Below are 16,979 nucleotides of genomic sequence, written 5' to 3' on the forward strand. Positions count from 1 at the left end.
CATCATGTGGATGACTTGATTCCGCTGTCCAGACTCAGACCGTGAGGAAGGCGCGAGTTACCTGGTTGAAGTAGTCGGCGCGTTCCCATTGCACCCAGTGCCCGGCGTTCGCGGCGAGCAGCAGATCGCAGTTGGGCATGATGTCGGCCAACATCTTTCCGCCGCTCGGGCGGTTGACCTTGTCGGCGCTGCCCCAGATCACCAGGGTCGGAGTGGCCAACCTGGCCAATCGGCTGTCGCGTGTGAAATCCATCCGCCACAGGGTGCGCAGCGCGGTCGGTCCCGAGGGGCGGCGCAGTGGTGGATTCGCGATGACCTCGGGGTCGATGCTCGACTGGTAGCGGGTTTCGATGACCTCGTCGGGTACCGCGCTGCCGTCGAAAACGAGGTCTTCGCGGATGAAGGTCTGCAGCTTCTCGCGGGAGGGGCCGGAGCCGCCGTAGTACGCCAGTAGGTGTTGCAACCCGGCGGTCGGCAGTGCGCGTGTGGTGCCGATCCCCCCGGGCCCCATCAGGACCATGCGGTCGACACGATCGGGGGTGTCCAAAGCCAGTCGAAGCGCGCACGCGCCGCCGTAGGAGTTGCCGACCAAATGCGCCTTGCGGATCTCCAGGCGACCGAGCAGGCCGCGAATGGCGTCGGCCAGATAGCCGAACGGGTCGTTCTGGTCGACACCTTTGCTGGATTGTCCGTAGCCGGGCAGGTCCGGCACGATCACCCGGAAGTCCTTCGCCAATTCCGCGATGTTGCGCGAATAGTTGGAGACTCCGGATGCGCCGGGTCCGCCTCCGTGCAGCAGCAACACGGCCGGACCTTCGCCGGTCTCGGTATAGAAGATCTTGTTGCCGCGTACCTCCACCGTCTTTTCGATCATCGCTGGTGTCCTCATTTCACTGCTCCTTGTGGGTGGCTTCGATGAATCATCATGCTGATTCGGATATTTCGGCTGCCACCGTGAGTCCCTTCGGCGGTGACGGCAAGGTTTCGTTCGAATTGGCGGCGGCGTAGACGAATCCATCGGGTCGCAGCGCCAGAACTGTCGCGTCGTGTCGGCGCATCCAGTCGACCAGGATGTTGTCGAGATCGACGGTGGCCCCGTCGGATATCGGCGACTCCGCGGGCCATAGCCGCATCGTCGGTACCCCAGCTGCTGTCCATTCGGCCCAGTCACAAGCCGGTCCGAGATGGAGCACTCGCCACCCCGACCCGATCACACTATCGAGTCGCGCACGGCCGCCGACTTCGTCGAGCACCCAGGGCTGCGGTGGAAGATGCCCCACCGCTGCGTGTTTCGACGGGGAGAGGAATCCCTTCGGGTAGTGCGCCGCTGGAAACCATTTGGCGCTGCGGAGATAGTCGCCGACGAACGGAAGTTGCATGGCTATGCGGAAGGCGAGATTACGCGCGGCGGTGACCGGCGGGCGTCGCTCGGTAATGACGCGACCGAAAAAGACCGCGGCCTTGGTCACTTCGCGGACATGCGGTTGACGTTCCACCTCGTAGCTGTCGAGCACGCTTTCGGGAAGCGATCCGGTGAGCACCGCGGCAAGTTTCCAGCACAGATTCGCCACATCGCGGACACCGGCGGCCATTCCCTGCCCGATCCACGGCGGCATGACATGTGCGGCGTCGCCGGCCAGAAAGATTCGGCCGACTCGCCACCGATCGGCGAACCGGACATGATGGCTGTATACGACGGCTCGCAGAATCTTGACTTCGTTCTCGGTGATACCTTGGTCGTTGAGCAGCCGCCATACCGCGGCATCGGTAACGAGTTTCTTTTCGTCTTCTCCAGGCAATACTGGAAACTCCCAGCGGTGATGACCGAGTGGGGTGGGGCAGTCCACGGCGGGCCGAACCGGGTTGCAGTGGAACCGCAGCCGATCGTGGGTCGGCCATTCGTTGATGACTTCGGTATCGATGACGACCCAGCGGTCCTCGTAGGTTCGTCCCTCGAAACCGACTCCGAGTAGACCGCGGGTCGGGCTGGAACCGCCGTCAGCGGCAATCACGTACGACGCGCGAATGCGCTCGAAGGTGTCTGTGCGTAGGTCCGCGACCAGCAATTCGACGCCGTCGTCGTCTTGACGGGTGCGCAGACATTCGTGTTGTAGAAGCACTTTCACATTCGGATACCGGTTGACACCCTCGCGGAGTACCTGCTCGAGCGCGGGCTGATAGATGAACACCTGCGTGGGGTGACCATTACCGCGGGGTTCCGGCACGAAGTTCAGAAACGAGCGCCCGGCTGCGTCGACGAATTCGAGCGGCTTACCCGCGAGCATGTCCTGCTTCAGGCGTTCGGCCAAGTCGATCCGCTGCCAGATGCGGAGGACTTCCTCGTCGGTCGCTATCGCCCTGGCTCGGCTGTAGATGGACTCGTCTCGTTCGATGACGACGACGTCGAGGCCGAGTCGGCCGAGAAAGTTCGCGGCAGTCACGCCGGACGGGCCGTAGCCGACGATCGCGACATCGTAGGAATGCTGGGCGGTCACGTCGAGACCTCTCGTCAATGGGGCTTTCGACCCGAAGGGTAGATCCGGGGTTGTTCCCGTAGCGGCAGTCATATTATGATGATTTCATCAGATAGTCAATGAACCATCAGTGATGTAGATAAAGTCAATGGCGGACCAGGGTCCTCCGCCGCGGCATGGTCCTCGGGTGGGGAGGGGTGATCGTCGCCATCGCACTCGACATCGTCGCTCGCCGTCGCGCCACGGTCTCTGACCTGCGCGCAGTGGCAAGATTCTCGTGCATTTCTGACCAAACCATCAGATTCGCTTGACAGAGTGTTGAATCGTAACTGATGATCTGATCACTAACGGTTGTGGAGGTAGCTGTGAGGCCCATCGCCAAAGGTGTCGGCATCGGACCGACGTCTCGGGTCGGCTTGGACGGAATATGCTGCGCGGCCGGGCCCGCTCCCGCGATGCCGAATCGGAAGGCGCGATCATGAGTGACTTTCTGCGCCCGACTACCGACGGATCGGTCTTCGGTGCAGTCCATTTGAGTTATGTTGTCGTGCAATCGAATCGGCTACACGACTGGTGGCGGTTCGGCTCGGACGCGATCGGGATACATGTCGACGAAACCGGTACGGACGTGCTGCGTTTCCGTCTGGACGAGTACGCCTGCCGTTTCCTGATCCAGCGGGGCCCCGCCGAGGATGTGATGGCCCTGGGCTGGCAGGTCGACGATCACGAGACGTTCGACCGCATCGTCGGCCGGGTGGCCGACCGTGGTGTCCCGATCATCGAGGGCACGCCGGAGGAGACGGCCCTGCGCGGGGTGGAGCGATTGTGGCGCTTCGCGGGCCCGAAAGGCCTGGCACAGGAGATCTTCACGGTTCCGGTGACCACACCGGAACCGCTGCGGATGCTCAGCTCCGGATGGGTGACGGGGGAGGCCGGAATGGGCCACGTCGCGATCGTTTCACGCGAACCGGAAGCGATGCGCGGCTACTACCACACGGTTTTCGACTCCCGACTGAGCGACTACATCGACGAGAACGTCTCCGGGTTGAAGATGAAGATCCGTTTCCTGCGGGTCAACGAGCGCCACCATTCGATCGCGATCGCCAACCTTCGCGGAGTGAAGATCGATCCGATTCGAACCCGAGTGCAGCACATCAATATCCAGTCCGCGGGCTTGGATGACATGCTCGCGTCCTTCCAGCGCGTCAAGGATCTGGGCTTCCGCATGGCGTGGTCGGTCGGTCAGCACACCAACGACCGTGAACTGTCGTACTACTGCGTGACCCCATCCGGCTTCGAACTCGAGGTCGGGTGGAACCCGATCGTGATCGGTCCGGAACTCGAATCCACTTGGGAGCCGACGACTTATCAGGGCATCAGCCTCTGGGGTCACACCCCGGTAGGGGAAACCGTGCTGGGCAAGTTCGCTCAGTTCGGCCAAGCCCTGCGCACGGTAACCACGCCGGAAATCACCATTCCAGAGCTCACGGGTGCTTCTGCGCGATGAGCACCAGCCCAGCCCATTCCCGAACCGCCACGGGTCTGGCAAATCGTTTCTCCGAGGAGTTCAGTGTCGCGTAGCGATTCGATGCCGGGCGGGTCGGTGACCGATACACCCGAGGTTCGGTCCGCCGCCGTTCGGCTGGCCGATGCAACCTTCCGCGGTGTCACAGTGCCGCCGGTACGTGATCTGATCGGCCCCGACGATGTGCGGTTGGCCTATGCGGTGCAGCGCATCGGTACTCGGGAACGGCTCGCCGCTGGTGCCCGTGTGGTCGGACGCAAGATCGGCTTGACCTCTCCGGCGGTCCAACAGCAGCTCGGTGTGGATCAGCCCGACTTCGGGGTGCTGTTCGACGATATGGATGTCACCGAAACCTCTGCGGCACAACGACCGCGGCTATTACAGCCGAAGATCGAGGCGGAGCTGGCCTTCGTGCTCGGTGCCGACCTCGACACCGATCAGCTGGACGCGATGAGCGTCCGCGGGGCAGTGGAATACGCGGTCGCCGCGCTCGAGATCGTCGACAGTCGCATCGCGGACTGGGATATCAGCTTCGCCGATACCGTCGCCGACAATGCTTCCAGCGGCTGGTTCGTGCTCGGCGCGCAACGGCTGTCACTCGATGATTTCGCGCCGCGCGAGATCGCGATGAATATGACGATCGACGGCGAGATCGTCTCTACCGGAACCGGTTCCGCGTGCCTGGGCGACCCGCTCAACGCGCTGGCCTGGCTGGCGCGCGCCACCCGCGAATTCGGTGACCCGCTGCGGACGGGCGAGGTTATCCTGTCCGGCGCGCTCGGCCCGATGGCACCGTTACTACCCGGAGCTCGCATCCATTCCGAAATCTTCAACGGCGCAGTAACTCTCGGTTCGGTCGACTTTACGCTCGGCCTTCCGGGAGCCGAGGCGGGTGAGCGGTGATACGTCCGCTACGCCGCGGAAACCGTCGGCAGAGCGTTTACAGCCGCGGTTGCGGCGGCAGCTCGGTCGAAGTCAACTTCTGCGCCGAACGCTTGTTCATGCCGAACATGCGCAGCACATGGCAGGTCATTTCGTCGGCCAGCTCATCGGCATCGGCGTCGGGGCGCGCATCCAACAGCTGCAACAGTCCGAGCAGCGCTCCGCCCGCCGCCATGATCGCCATATCCGGGTCCATCGGCTCGAAGCGGCCCGCCTCCTGGGCGGCCATGATGTCCCGGCGAGCTCGCGGGGCCAGACCCTCGTCACGCAGCAGTACCGATGTTCCGGAATTCAGCAGGACCCGCACCATCTCCGGAAGCTGCCGCTGCAACCGGCCGGTCATGCGGAAACTCACCGCGAATATCTCGGCCGGATCGTCGTAGAGCTCCACGATCGAATCCCGCATTTCGCTGTAAACCTGCAGCGCCGAGCGCACTGCCTCGTCGAACAACTGCTCCTTGGACTCGAAATGGTTGTAGAAGGAACCGAATCCGACGTCGGCCGCATCGGTGATCTCCTGAATGCTCACCGCGGACCGGCCTTCGGACAGGAACTTCCGTGCCGCGCCGAGCAGTGCGTTGCGGGTGCGCTCGCGGCGGCGGTCGACTCGGTTGCGCACCACGGGTTCGGCTGTCATCGCACCTTCTTCCACTCGAAAACGTCACCGGAATCGTATCTGAGGAAACCATCAAATGCGATTACGGTGCCAGTCAACTCTGGTGTGGTGTGCGCAACATTCCGCTCCCGCGACTTCCCTCCCCGCACTGCCGCCGTCGTTGCGTCGGCGGATTTCGCTGTATTAGTTGCCGATCTTCGACTCGGAAAGTGAGAATCCCTGTGCCGAATTCCCGCCCGCAATCGATCCCTCGGATCAGCCGCCGCAGCGCGATAGGCGGCGCTGTTGCAGGCACCCTGAGTGCGGCCGCCGCGGCAGCGCTGCCGGGCGTGCATGCGGCCCCGGCCCGCGCCCAGCAGCCGGCGCCGTCGGGCGCCTATCGGATCGACCTGCACGCGCATTTCCTGCCACCGGACTACCGTGCAGCACTGCTGGATCATGGTCACCTCACCATCGGTGGCTACCCGACGCCGCAGTGGTCGCCGGAGGCGGCAGTGGCCTTCATGGACTACTACGGCATCCAGGCCCAGGCACTGTCGGTATCGGATCCGGGGGTGTCGTTCTTGACCGGTAAAGAGGCCAGCGATATGGCCCGCTACTGCAATAGCTATGCCGCCGGGTTGTTTCGGTCGAATCCGTCGCGATTCGGGGCGTTCGCTGTGCTGCCGATGCCCGATATAGCGGCCTCGATCACCGAGGCGATCTACGCACTCGATGACCTGCACCTCGACGGTGTGGTCCTGCTCTCGGCCTATGATGGTGTCTACCTGGGTGATCCGCGTTTCGAACCGCTGATGATCGCGTTGAATCAGCGCAACGCCTACGTCTTCGTGCACCCGGCCGCCATTCCCGATTTCGCCAAGCCGAAGCTGGCGCTGCCGGACTTCCTGGAGGAGTTCACCTTCGACACCACTCGGGCGGCGACGATGATGATGGTCACCGGAATGACGCAGCGTTATCCCAACATTCGCTTCCAGCTCGCGCACGCGGGCGGGACTGTGCCGTTCCTGTCCTGGCGCATCAGTGTCGCGTCGCAAACGGTGCTGGACGAGCTGTGGCCGCAAGACCTGCCGAAACCGTCCGTGCTGGACATGAAGAATCAGATCTCGCGGTTCTACTACGACACCGCACTCAGTGGCTCGGCCGCCGCCATGGCCAGTGTGCTCGCCGTGACGAACCGTGATCACATCGTCTTCGGCTCCGACTGGCCCTTCAGCGCGCTCACCCTCCCGCAGAGCGGTTCCCACGATCCTGCACCCGGACTGAGCGAGGTCTTCGACGCCGATCAGCGCATGGAGGTCGAACACCACAACCCGCTTCGGCAACTGCCGCGACTGGCCGCAGTGGTGAATGGCTGACCAGGTCGAATCGTCCGATACCGCAGTTGTATCGGTCCGCGCCGTGATGTGCATCGGTCACGGAGCGGGTGCGCGCCGTTCGCCGAGCACGTCCACGCTGCTACAGATTCGGCAGCGTAACTAGAGCTGTTGCCCCCGAACAGTGTCCAGGCAAGCGCGCTGTTCGGGGAACGCGACAAATCGTGAAGCGGACGCGGCGTATGTGCTCATCCGCGCGGCGCAAGGTTGTCGGTTCCGCGGCCCGGCCACCAGGCCGCCGACGCCGCGGATCTGCCGCGATTGGCGCAGGTGTCAGGCACCCGGCGGGTGCCGTTGCCGACTGGTAGTCAATGGATCGTCGGCTGCGAGTGCGACCAGCCGCAGCTCGGTGAGCAGTGGTTCTACATCGAAGAACAAGCGGGTCTGTGCGCGGGTTGGGATCGTGATACTCCCGTCTTTCAGCGTCCGAATAGGAGTGTGATGACAGCATCCGCGTGGGTCTCGACCACTTCGCGTGCTCGTGGGTCGACGCCCGCGAGGCGGCGGCACTCGGGTGCCAGGACGAACATCGTCGACGCCGCGCCGGTGAGGATGTAGTAGAAGTGCTCCGCCGGGATGTTGGGCAGATGACCGGCGGCGACCAGGCGAGCGAACATGGCCGTCGCCTGTTCGTAGCGGGGGCGAACGTGCTTTTCGACCAGCCAGTCCATGCGTGGGCCGTCGGCTTTGCCCTCTTGGTTGATGATGCGATACAGCTGTGGATTCTCGGCCGAGAAGTAGATGTACTCGCGGACCAGCAGCTTGGCCACGCTCACCTCGTCGACACCGCGCAGTCCTTCCGTGCGAGCCGTCATCACTCGGGCGAGGGCTTCGAACAGTCCGTTTACCGCTGACCGCCACAACTCGTCCTTCGAGCTGAAGTGGTAGTTGAGCAGCGGCTGTGTCACTCCGGCTCGCGCCGCGATATCCCGCATGGACGCTCCGTCGTATGACAGTTCGGCGAACAGGTCCAGGGCAGCCGCGAGAATCCGTGCTCGGGTGGCGTCGGCCGAACGCCTGGTTGTTCGTCCTGTCGTAGGCACCTTGGTCACGATTGAATACTAATCAGTTGATCAGATTATTGACAGCAAACTTATCAAATGATTAGGTACGACGTGATCCCGCTCACGATCTTCTGCGGTGGCGACCGTGCAGTGCGGGACCTGCGGGGAGCCGGCACAGAAACTGGGCCGCGGTGAGACGAAGGAAGTTGGATGCAAAATGTCGACGCGGACATCCGCGACGCACACTCGGCCGGATTGCCCGCAGCCCTGGCGCCTGCTGCTGGGGATCGCCTCGGACTGCTGTCATTGCGTGAAACGCTGGTTGCGAGCGTGGTCGCCAATGTAGGCACGCTCGGGCGAACCCTGCGCTCGGCTGTGGAGGCGACGGTGATCGCGAGCGTCGACTTGATACGGGGTCGATTTCTATGGCGCGAAACCCTCACGCAGGCGTGGTTTCTCATCAAGGTGACCGCGTTGCCTGGTGTCTTGATGGCGATTCCGTTCGGTGTGACCGTGTCCGTTCAGGTCGGCAACATGGTCGATCAGCTCGGCGCGGATTCGCTGATCGGCGCTGCCGGTGGGCTGGGAGTGATCAAGCAGGGCGCGCCTTTGGCTACCGGCCTGCTGCTCGGTGGGGCCGGCGCGGCTGCCGTTGCCGCTGATCTGGGCGCGCGGACGATACGCGAGGAAGTCGATGCGATGCGGGTCATGGGGATTGATCCGAGGCAGCGGTTGGTCGCCCCGCGTATCGCCGCTATTCTGCTGGTGGCACCGCTGCTCAACGTGCTGATCATCGTCATGGGTGTGGTCGCCGGGTACCTCGTCGCCATCGCGGCGCTTGGGGTGACGCCGGGCAGTTATTGGGAATCGTTCGGCGCGTTCACCGGTGGCGCGGACGTGTGGGTCTCGCTGGGCAAGTCGATGATCTTCGGATATCTGGTCGTGAGCATCGCATGTCAGCGAGGACTCGAGGCCAAGGGCGGTCCCCGCGGCGTCGCGGACGGGGTGAATGCGTCGGTGATCCTTTCAGTGGTGACGATCGCGGTGGTGAATGCCGCGATTACTCAGGTCGCGGCCATGTTCTTGCCGACGGAGCTGGCATGACGGCATCCAGCTATACGGTGAAGGGCCTGCGCTGGACACGCACTGCGCGTGGGCGGGTATGGGCTCCGATCGACACGTTCGGGTTCGTGCTCGGTTTCTGCTGGCAGGTGCTGGCATCCATTCCCCTCGTGCTGAAGCATTACCGGGCGCAGACCATGACGCTGATCACGGATATGACGTGGGGTCGTGGCGCGGTGATCGTCGGCGGCGGCACGGCGGCGGTGATGGGGATCATGGGCGTGGCGGTCGGTGTGACGACCGGTATCGAGTCCTACAGTGCGCTCGATCTGGTCTCGCTCGGCCAACTCACTGGTGTGGTCTCGGCCTTCGCGAATACCCGCGAGCTTGCGCCGATCGCCGCAGGTATCGGGTTCGCCGCACAGGCGGGCTGCCGAATGACCGCCGAGATCGGGTCGATGCGGATTGCGGAGGAGATCGATGCTATCGAATCTTTGGGCGTTCGATCGGTGCCTTTTGTGGTGACGACCCGGGTTATCGCGGGGCTGGTCGCGATAGTGCCGACTTTTCTGATCGCGCTCATTCTGAGCTATGTGGCCAGTGCGGCCATCGTCGTGCGGCTGCACGGTGAGCCGAGTGGTGTGTACGACCACTACTTCGACATGTTCGTGGTGGGCTGGGATATCGCGGCCGCGGTGATCAAAGTGATGGTGTTCGCGGTGGCCGTCATTGTGATCCACTGCTATCAAGGCTTTTTCGCGACGGGCGGACCACAGGGGGTCGGCATCGCCTCGGGCCGGGCCATCCGGGCCAGTCTGGTGGCGATCATCGCACTGAACATGGTGATGACGATGCTGCTGTGGGGGTTCACCGCCCCTGTCCGGTTCGCGGGGTGATCGGCGTGCCAGTGTACGGACTTCCCGGAACAGCGGTCGGTGCGCGTGGCGCGCGAGCGATCGGCGTTGTCGCCGCCGTCGTCTCGGCGGCACTGCTGATTACCTGGTCTGCCCTTCCGCAGGACGATGACGGGACGATCTCGGTCGCTGTCCTCACCGACGAGATCGGAACTGGTATCCAGGTCGGCGATGACGTGCGCCTGGACGGCGTGCAGGTCGGCCGGATCGAGGCGATCACGTCCGCGGACCGGCATCAGCGGATCACGTTGGGGCTGTACCACAGCCAGGTATCCGGGCTGACCGATGCGCTCGGCGTGGATTTTACGCCGGGCAATCTGTTCGGGGTCTCCGAGATTGATCTGCAAAGGGGTATCGGCGGACGTCCACTCGCCGCGGACGCCGTCGTCGATCTCACCGGCCCGCAGGCCGGGCGTGCTCGTGACGCGACGATCTCGATGTTGCTGAACCAGGTCGGCTCGTTCAGCAACGACGTGCTTTCCCCCGAGCTCGTCTCGGTGCTGCAGCGAATTGCTGGTGGTACAGCGGCATTCACGCCACTGATCGAGACGATCGTCGCGCTCACACGATCGATAGCCGACACCCAGCGGTTGCCGAGTTCCTTCCTGATCGGCCAGTACGGCTCGATGCTCGGCGGGCTGCCCTCCACGGTGGACGGCCTACTGCAGTTGCTGGGGTCGGCCTACAACTCCGAATACATGCGCAGCCCAGGCCACATCCAGAAGTTCGACGCGAGTGTGCACATGCTCGAAAGCGAGCTGATTCCCAGTATCGTGACGCTGTTGACGACCAGCGAGGAGTATTTCGCTGGCACGACGGCAGCGCTGGTGCCGGTGCTCACCGTGCTGGCGCGGACCGTGCCGGCTCCGGACCGGTCCAGCCAGGAGTTCGGCGAGCTGCTCGACCGACTCGGTAGGGCGATGCCTGATTCACCGCATGGCCCTGTTTTGAGAGTGAACCTCGACCTGCGCGGAGTGCCTGGTTTGGCCACGCCGTTGAATGCGGCGCTGAGCGCTGAGCGGGGGGTGCGATGAAAGTCCGGTCGTTGGTGATGCGGATGGTGCTGTTCGCGGGCGCCATGGTGCTTCTGCTGATTGGGGTCTTCCAGGTCATCGATCGTCCGGTGACCGGCGATACGGACACCTACACAGCGGAGTTCGCAGATGCGAACGGTCTCAGAACCGGCGACGATGTGCGACTGTACGGAGTGCGGGTCGGCAAGGTCGGTGAGATCCGGTTGGCGGGTGCCCGGGCCGCGGTGCGGTTCACCGTTCGCAGCGCCTATCCGCTGTTCGACAACAGCACCTTTGCCATCCGCTACCAGAATCTCAGTGGACAGCGGTATCTCGATATCCAGCACGCCCATGATCCGAGCCGACGACGAGACCCGAGTCAGCGGATCGGCACCGAACACACCATTCCCTCGTTCGATATCACCAAGGTGTTCAACGGCCTGGAACCGGTACTGGCGCAACTGACTCCAGCGGACTTGAATCAGTTCTCCACCAGCATGTTGGCGGTCATAGAGGGGTCGGGTAGCGGATTGGGCCCGGCGTTGAGCGCCATCGACACATTGAGCAACTACGTCACCGACCGGCAAACAGTGATCACCACCCTGGTGCGCAACCTGGGCCAGGTCGCGCAGCAGCTCGGTGGAAAGTCCGGGAACACAGTCCAATTGCTGCGCCAGCTGACGGCCATCTTCGTCAATATGACTCAGCGGATCGGTGGGCTGGTCGACTTCTCCCAGCAGATTCCGCCGGTTCTGCGGCCTACCGACCGCCTGCTGGCCAGCCTCGGGCTGACGCCGTCGCCGAATCCGGATATTGATCAGTTGCTGCGGAGGGCATTTCCCGATTCCGACCGGACAGTCGAGACATTGAGCCGTCTGCCCGCGGTCCTGCAATCGCTGTCCGCGTTGATCCCCAGCAATGTGCCGGGCCTGCAACCAGGCTGCGCACATGGTGCCGCGCAACCGCCACAACCCCTTCAGCTGCTCATCGGTGGACAGAGGATTTCGCTGTGCAACAACTGATTCGGATCAGGCCGATACGCGGGCGCCACCCGCGGCCCCCGCTGACCGACGCCGCCCGCAAACGGGGCGATGTCCGCTGGGGGGTGGTCGCGCTCGCATCCGTGCTGGTGCTTGCCGCCGCACTCGCATGGGTCGACCGCGTCGATTTCGGTGCACGGACGTATACGGCGCGTATGTCCGATGCCGGTTCGATCCGGGTCGGCGACGAAATCCGGCTCGCTGGAATCCGGGTCGGCACTGTGAAATCGCTGACGGCCCGAAATGGCGAGGTAGAGATGCGGTTCACGGTCGAGGGTGACGTCTTCGTCGGCGCCCAGACCACACTCGACGTGCGGATGCTCACCATCCTCGGTGGCCACTACGTGGCTTTGATCCCCGGTGGCAGTGCGCCGCTGGGCGAGGCGGTCATCCCGGCTGACCGAGTGGCACTGCCCTACAGCTTGCCCAAGGTTTTCCAGGAGGCAATTCGCCCGGTCAAGGAGGTGGACGGGGACACACTGCGCCGCAACGTCGCGGCGCTGAACTCGTCGATCACGCGCAGCCCCGAGGCGGTCGGCAGCACATTGACCGCTATGGAGAGCGTTATCGACATCATGAACCAGCAAAACGCCGAGATATCCCGCTCGCTGTCGCTGGCCGATGAATACCTCACCGCGCTCAACGGCGGCAAACAGGTGCTCATCACCTTGATCGGCACCCTCCGGACACTCGAGACGATCGTGGAGAATCACGGACTGGAGATACACGAGGCCCTCACCGTTCTCGCAAGGGTGCTCGACCGACTGGCACCCCTCGGGCAGGCATGGCAGACAACGTTGAAGCCGATGGCCCACCCGCTGGCCGATGCGATCCAACAACTGGATCGCATCGGCGAGAAGATGCGCGACCTGCTGGATTCGCTGCACACGCTCGAAAGCCGACTGACTCAGATCGCTTCGCCGGACGGCCTCGCGATCGATCACTCCACCACCACATACCAGGCCGCCGGAATCTGCGTGCCCGTGCCGGGAAGGGTGTGCTGATGCTGAAGCGCCTGTTCGCCGCGCGTGGATTTGTCACCGCGGCGACAGTTCTCGCCCTCGCCGCAGTGGCCGTAGTCGGCTACCGGATCGCCCAGCCCACCCCGCCGATGCGCTCTTACTGCGCACTCATGCCCGACAGTATCGGGCTCTACACCGGCAGCGATGTCACCCTGCTCGGGCTGCCCATCGGGCGGGTCACCGACATCCGGCCCGACGGCGCCGGCGCGCGCGTCGAGTTCGAGATTTCAGCCGACCGACATCTACCCGCCGATGTGGGGGCCACCACGCTGTCGGACACCCTTGTCGCCGACCGCAAACTCGCCGTCGTCGAGACCGCGACATCGAGCGGTCCGAACTGGGATCCGGCACGCTGCATCACCAAGACGCTGACACCCAAGAGCATGACCGAAACATTCGATGCGCTAGGTGATCTCGCCGAAGAACTCAACGGTGGCACCCATCCGGACCAACCGGATCTGCTCGCGCAGGGCTTCACCGCACTCGACACCGCGACCACCGGACGCGGCCATCAGATCAATGCCATCATTCACAAACTCGGCTCGGCGCTGAACTCACCGGATGCCGCCATCGGCCATCTCGGCGCCCTGATCGACGCGTTGGCCGAACTGGCGCACAGCGCCGCGAACGGCTGGTCCGACATCGAGAACATGCTGACCCGGCTGACCGCGAGCCTGAATGCCGCCAACTTCCTGGTGGTACCGCCGCTCGTCGATGTGTTCGACGGCATGCGCGATGTGCTGCCTCCCGTCAACGAAGCAATCATCGCACTGGGTGGCCCACTGCTGCGCAAGCTCGACGCGGCGGCCGACCAACTTCCCTTGCTCGCTGCGGGATTGGGCTCGCTGCGCGACCTGATCGTCATGCTGCCACCACTGGTACAAGCATTCACGACCGCGGCTGACCCGCACACCGGACAGCTGGCACTCACCTACGCACCGCCTGTCGTCGCTATCCCGGATACGGCCGCTCCGCAAGTCTGTTCGGCCATCAACGCGCTCGCTCCCGGCCGGTGCACCGACGCCGCGGGCGGGCTGGTGTACACCCAGATCGTGCCATTGGTACTCGGATCAGTAGGTGCGCGATGAAATTTCGTAGAGTCTTGATCACCACAGTGGCGTTGGCCCTGACGGGTGGTTGCGGTATCGACCCCGCCACGATCGAAGTACCCGGCACACGGGTCGGTGGACAAACGTATCAACTGCACATCCAGTTCGCCGACGTCCTCAACCTGCCGCCCGGCGCGAAGGTATTCGCCAACGGGGTGTTGGTGGGCAATCTCGACAGCGTGCGGATCGTCGACCCCGGTGCCGGAGATCGACGCACGGGCTACGCGGTGGTCACCCTCGATATCACCGATTCGGTGAAACTGCCCGCCAGTACTATCGCCGAACTGCGGCAGGCGACTCCGTTGGGCGACATGCACATCGCACTCACCTCGCGCCCCGACGACACGGGGCCCTTACTGGCCTCGGATGCGACTATCCCGATCCACCAGACCAAACAGTCCCGTCAAGTAGAGGACACCCTCGCCGGACTTGCGACCGCGATGGGGAGCGGAGCCATCCTCGACATGCAAAACGTTGTGCGCCAGCTCAATACCGCCCTGCCGCCCGATGCGTCCGACACCGCCCGCATGTTCGGTGTGCTCGGCAACGACCTGCGTGATGTCGCGGACAACCTCGGCGAGGTCGACTCCTTCCTCAACGGACTGGACGTCAACGCGACCACGATGCTCGCAGACGGGCCGCTGCTGAACCAACTGCTCGATGATTACGGCGTAGAGCATGTGACGGCCGTGGTCAGCTCAATCGTCGGGGTGCTGAACATCATGTCCGCTCTCGGGCCGGTCGCCACCCAAGCGGCCTGGCTCGCCCCGGCCATCGCCGCCCTCGACGATGCGGCCCACGCTATGGTGCCGCTGCTGTTCACGAACCGGCCGCTGGATCTGCACGCCCCGTCGAACCTGAGCAAGCTGACTGCGCTGATTCGGGAGAAGATCATCCCGTTCACCGAGCACGGCCCAAAGATCGACATTGTCGGTGCGACCGTCGCCGATGCCGCGGCACCGGACGTCCCGCGCGAGGACAAGGTGCAAGATATCCTCGCGACGCTGCGCATGATCGGAGTCGTGCGATGACCCGGAGTGCGCGCTCGATCAAACCGAGGTCGCTGGTGTCATCGGCGGCCATTGCCGCCGTCCTGCTCGCCGGGATCGGCTACTTGAGTTTCGGTGTGCTGCATATGGATCCGTTTCGCGACGACATCACGGTGCGTATGCTGCTCGCCGATTCCGGTGGGGTGGGTGCGAATTCGCCGGTGCTGCTCAGCGGCGTGCGGGTCGGCAAAGTTGCCACGGTCGATACGGTGCCCGCCGGTGTCGAGTTCCGGCTGCGTCTGGACACCCGATACCGCGTCCCCGCGTCGAGCACGGTCCGCGTCGAAGCGGTGTCGGCGCTGGGTGAGCCGTATGTGGAGTTCGATCCGCCCGGCCAGACCGGCCCATATCTGAGCGACAACCAACTCGTGGACACCCGCGGGATGCCGATGTCGATATCGATCCCACAGGTCTCGGTCCGGGCTGTACAACTGTTGCGCCAATTCGACCCCGCCACCATGAAATCCCTGATCGGCACGATAGATACGGCTATCACGGGCACAGGCGGCGAAATGCCACGCCTCGAGCGCGCGAACACCCTGCTGGCCGCCACGATCCTCAGCCGCCGCGACCTGCTGCACCGGCTGCTCACCGACATGCAGACGATGGGCGCGGACATGTCCTGGGCCGGGTCGAGTCTGCAGACCTCCGGTCGGGGGTGGCAGCAGTTCGGCGTCAGCATCGACGCGTTGATCATCGCCGCGTCCGGTCTGTTCGAAAAAGGCAACTCACCGACTGACTACAACACGGGCGACGGGATGGTGCCTTTCCTGCAGCGCCTCAACAGCGTAGTCGGCGAAACGGGGCCGTTGTTCCAACAGCTGACCCCGATGCTCCAACCGCTGGCCGACACCGCGGTACACGTGGGCGCGGACATCGACATCAGCGCCCTCATCTCGCAGGCCTTGGCCATGGTCGGCGACGACGCAGCCGTGCACCTGCGCATCAACGTCAAATAGCCGATAGGAGAGATCAGTGAGTACCCGGACCGACGACGAACTCGACGAGCACACGAGCCGCGCCGACAACGATGAGGTGAATACAACCCCTCGAAAAGTGCCGCGCCGCGTCGCGATTCGCCTCTCCACCGCGATCGCCGTGGTGCTGAGTATCATCGCCGTCGCCTCGATCACCGTGCTCACGGTACTGCTGGTCTCCGCACGCGGTGAACTGGCCGGCCAGGACGCGCGCGCTGCTGACGAGGACCACAGCAAACAAGTCGCGATGGACTATGCGGTCGGGGCCTCCACCATCGACTATCGCGATACCAAAGCCTGGTACACGAAGCTGAAAGCCAACACCACACCAGAGTTGGCCGGCCGATTCGACGCCACCGCACCCCAACTCGACCAGATCCTGATGCCACTGCAATGGACCTCCACTGCCCACCCGATCACCGCGGTCGTGACCTCGACGTCCTCGGGCATCTACAAGGTCAACGCCTTCCTGAACGTCACCTCGACCAGCGTGCAGACCCCGCAGGGCGGACAAACCACCGTCACCTACGCGCTGACCATCGACAAGAACTCCGGATGGAAGATCACCGAGGTCGGGGGCCTGGACGGCGCGCTGCCGATGAAGTGAGCACATGACCACCCGCACGGCGTATCCGCCATATCGGCATCGTATCCGGCGCACTTACCTCTCAGGATAGTGTCGAACGGATCGGATGCGGGCCGTCCAACTCGCCGCCGTGACCATCGACGCTCTTACCGTGACCGTCGATGACAACGTCGGTTCCGGCCTCCCGCTAACAGTTCAGGAGGCACAGTGCCCCCGGCTCAGCGCCAGTCCATGCATCCGGCGGATGGTGAGCCCGAAGTCAGGTTGGGT

General features: G+C 63.9%; 16 protein-coding genes. 12 read left to right on the top strand and 4 right to left on the bottom strand.

Annotated elements, in window-relative coordinates:
• Window positions 1-34: 34 nt before the first annotated feature.
• Window positions 35-889: an alpha/beta fold hydrolase gene (locus LTT66_RS14745; protein ID WP_233067734.1), complete on the bottom strand. Its 855-nt coding sequence runs from the start codon at window positions 887-889 to the stop codon at window positions 35-37.
• 34 nt (window positions 890-923) lie between these two features.
• Window positions 924-2,495, bottom strand: coding sequence for a bifunctional 3-(3-hydroxy-phenyl)propionate/3-hydroxycinnamic acid hydroxylase MhpA (mhpA, locus tag LTT66_RS14750; protein WP_233067736.1), 1,572 nt, complete (start codon window positions 2,493-2,495; stop codon window positions 924-926).
• A 457-nt stretch (window positions 2,496-2,952) separates the two neighbouring features.
• Here mhpA and LTT66_RS14755 point away from each other — a divergent pair, with 457 nt between their 5' ends.
• Window positions 2,953-3,981 (top strand): VOC family protein, encoded by a 1,029-nt coding sequence (locus LTT66_RS14755; protein WP_233067738.1) that lies wholly within the window; start codon window positions 2,953-2,955, stop codon window positions 3,979-3,981.
• Window positions 3,982-4,062: 81 nt separating this feature from the next.
• On the top strand, window positions 4,063-4,902 hold the full coding sequence (locus LTT66_RS14760; RefSeq protein ID WP_233069258.1) for a 2-keto-4-pentenoate hydratase: 840 nt from the start codon (window positions 4,063-4,065) through the stop codon (window positions 4,900-4,902).
• A 37-nt stretch (window positions 4,903-4,939) separates the two neighbouring features.
• Here LTT66_RS14760 and LTT66_RS14765 read toward each other — a convergent pair whose 3' ends face one another.
• The gene (locus tag LTT66_RS14765) at window positions 4,940-5,578 is read right to left on the bottom strand and encodes a TetR/AcrR family transcriptional regulator (protein ID WP_233067740.1); all 639 of its coding nucleotides are present in this window, start codon (window positions 5,576-5,578) and stop codon (window positions 4,940-4,942) included.
• Window positions 5,579-5,766: 188 nt separating this feature from the next.
• Between LTT66_RS14765 and LTT66_RS14770 the strand changes: the two genes are divergently transcribed.
• A complete protein-coding gene (locus LTT66_RS14770) occupies window positions 5,767-6,915 on the top strand; it encodes an amidohydrolase family protein (protein WP_233067742.1) in 1,149 nt (382 codons plus the stop codon).
• Between the two features lie 437 nt (window positions 6,916-7,352).
• Here the strand turns inward: LTT66_RS14770 and LTT66_RS14775 are convergent, their stop codons facing one another.
• Window positions 7,353-7,985 (bottom strand): TetR/AcrR family transcriptional regulator, encoded by a 633-nt coding sequence (locus tag LTT66_RS14775; protein ID WP_233067745.1) that lies wholly within the window; start codon window positions 7,983-7,985, stop codon window positions 7,353-7,355.
• 162 nt (window positions 7,986-8,147) lie between these two features.
• Between LTT66_RS14775 and LTT66_RS14780 the strand changes: the two genes are divergently transcribed.
• From LTT66_RS14780 to LTT66_RS14820, 9 genes are all read left to right on the top strand, one after another.
• Window positions 8,148-9,041 carry an ABC transporter permease gene (locus tag LTT66_RS14780; RefSeq protein WP_233067747.1) on the top strand — a complete coding sequence of 298 codons (894 nt, stop codon included), beginning with the start codon at window positions 8,148-8,150 and terminating at the stop codon, window positions 9,039-9,041.
• Entirely contained in the window at window positions 9,038-9,895 is an 858-nt protein-coding gene (locus LTT66_RS14785; RefSeq protein WP_233067750.1) for an ABC transporter permease, read from the top strand. The genes LTT66_RS14780 and LTT66_RS14785 overlap by 4 nt, the downstream gene beginning before the upstream one ends.
• Window positions 9,896-10,089: 194 nt before the next feature.
• A complete protein-coding gene (locus LTT66_RS14790) occupies window positions 10,090-10,947 on the top strand; it encodes an MlaD family protein (RefSeq protein WP_233067752.1) in 858 nt (285 codons plus the stop codon).
• Window positions 10,944-11,948 carry an MlaD family protein gene (locus LTT66_RS14795; RefSeq protein WP_233067754.1) on the top strand — a complete coding sequence of 335 codons (1,005 nt, stop codon included), beginning with the start codon at window positions 10,944-10,946 and terminating at the stop codon, window positions 11,946-11,948. Before LTT66_RS14790 ends, LTT66_RS14795 begins: the two co-directional genes overlap by 4 nt.
• Complete coding sequence (locus tag LTT66_RS14800; protein ID WP_233067756.1) at window positions 11,936-12,970, top strand: MlaD family protein; 1,035 nt, start codon at window positions 11,936-11,938, stop codon at window positions 12,968-12,970. Before LTT66_RS14795 ends, LTT66_RS14800 begins: the two co-directional genes overlap by 13 nt.
• Window positions 12,970-14,076, top strand: a complete 1,107-nt coding sequence (locus LTT66_RS14805; RefSeq protein WP_233067758.1) for an MlaD family protein — start codon at window positions 12,970-12,972, stop codon at window positions 14,074-14,076. The genes LTT66_RS14800 and LTT66_RS14805 overlap by 1 nt, the downstream gene beginning before the upstream one ends.
• Window positions 14,073-15,128 carry an MlaD family protein gene (locus LTT66_RS14810; protein ID WP_408638851.1) on the top strand — a complete coding sequence of 352 codons (1,056 nt, stop codon included), beginning with the start codon at window positions 14,073-14,075 and terminating at the stop codon, window positions 15,126-15,128. Before LTT66_RS14805 ends, LTT66_RS14810 begins: the two co-directional genes overlap by 4 nt.
• Window positions 15,125-16,105 (top strand): MlaD family protein, encoded by a 981-nt coding sequence (locus LTT66_RS14815; protein ID WP_233067760.1) that lies wholly within the window; start codon window positions 15,125-15,127, stop codon window positions 16,103-16,105. The genes LTT66_RS14810 and LTT66_RS14815 overlap by 4 nt, the downstream gene beginning before the upstream one ends.
• Window positions 16,106-16,121: 16 nt before the next feature.
• The gene (locus LTT66_RS14820; protein WP_233067762.1) at window positions 16,122-16,730 is read left to right on the top strand and encodes a hypothetical protein; all 609 of its coding nucleotides are present in this window, start codon (window positions 16,122-16,124) and stop codon (window positions 16,728-16,730) included.
• The last annotated feature ends 249 nt before the right edge of the window (window positions 16,731-16,979 follow it).

It is taken from the genome of Nocardia gipuzkoensis (assembly GCF_021183645.1).
In the GTDB taxonomy this organism is placed as follows: Bacteria; Actinomycetota; Actinomycetes; order Mycobacteriales; family Mycobacteriaceae; genus Nocardia; species Nocardia abscessus.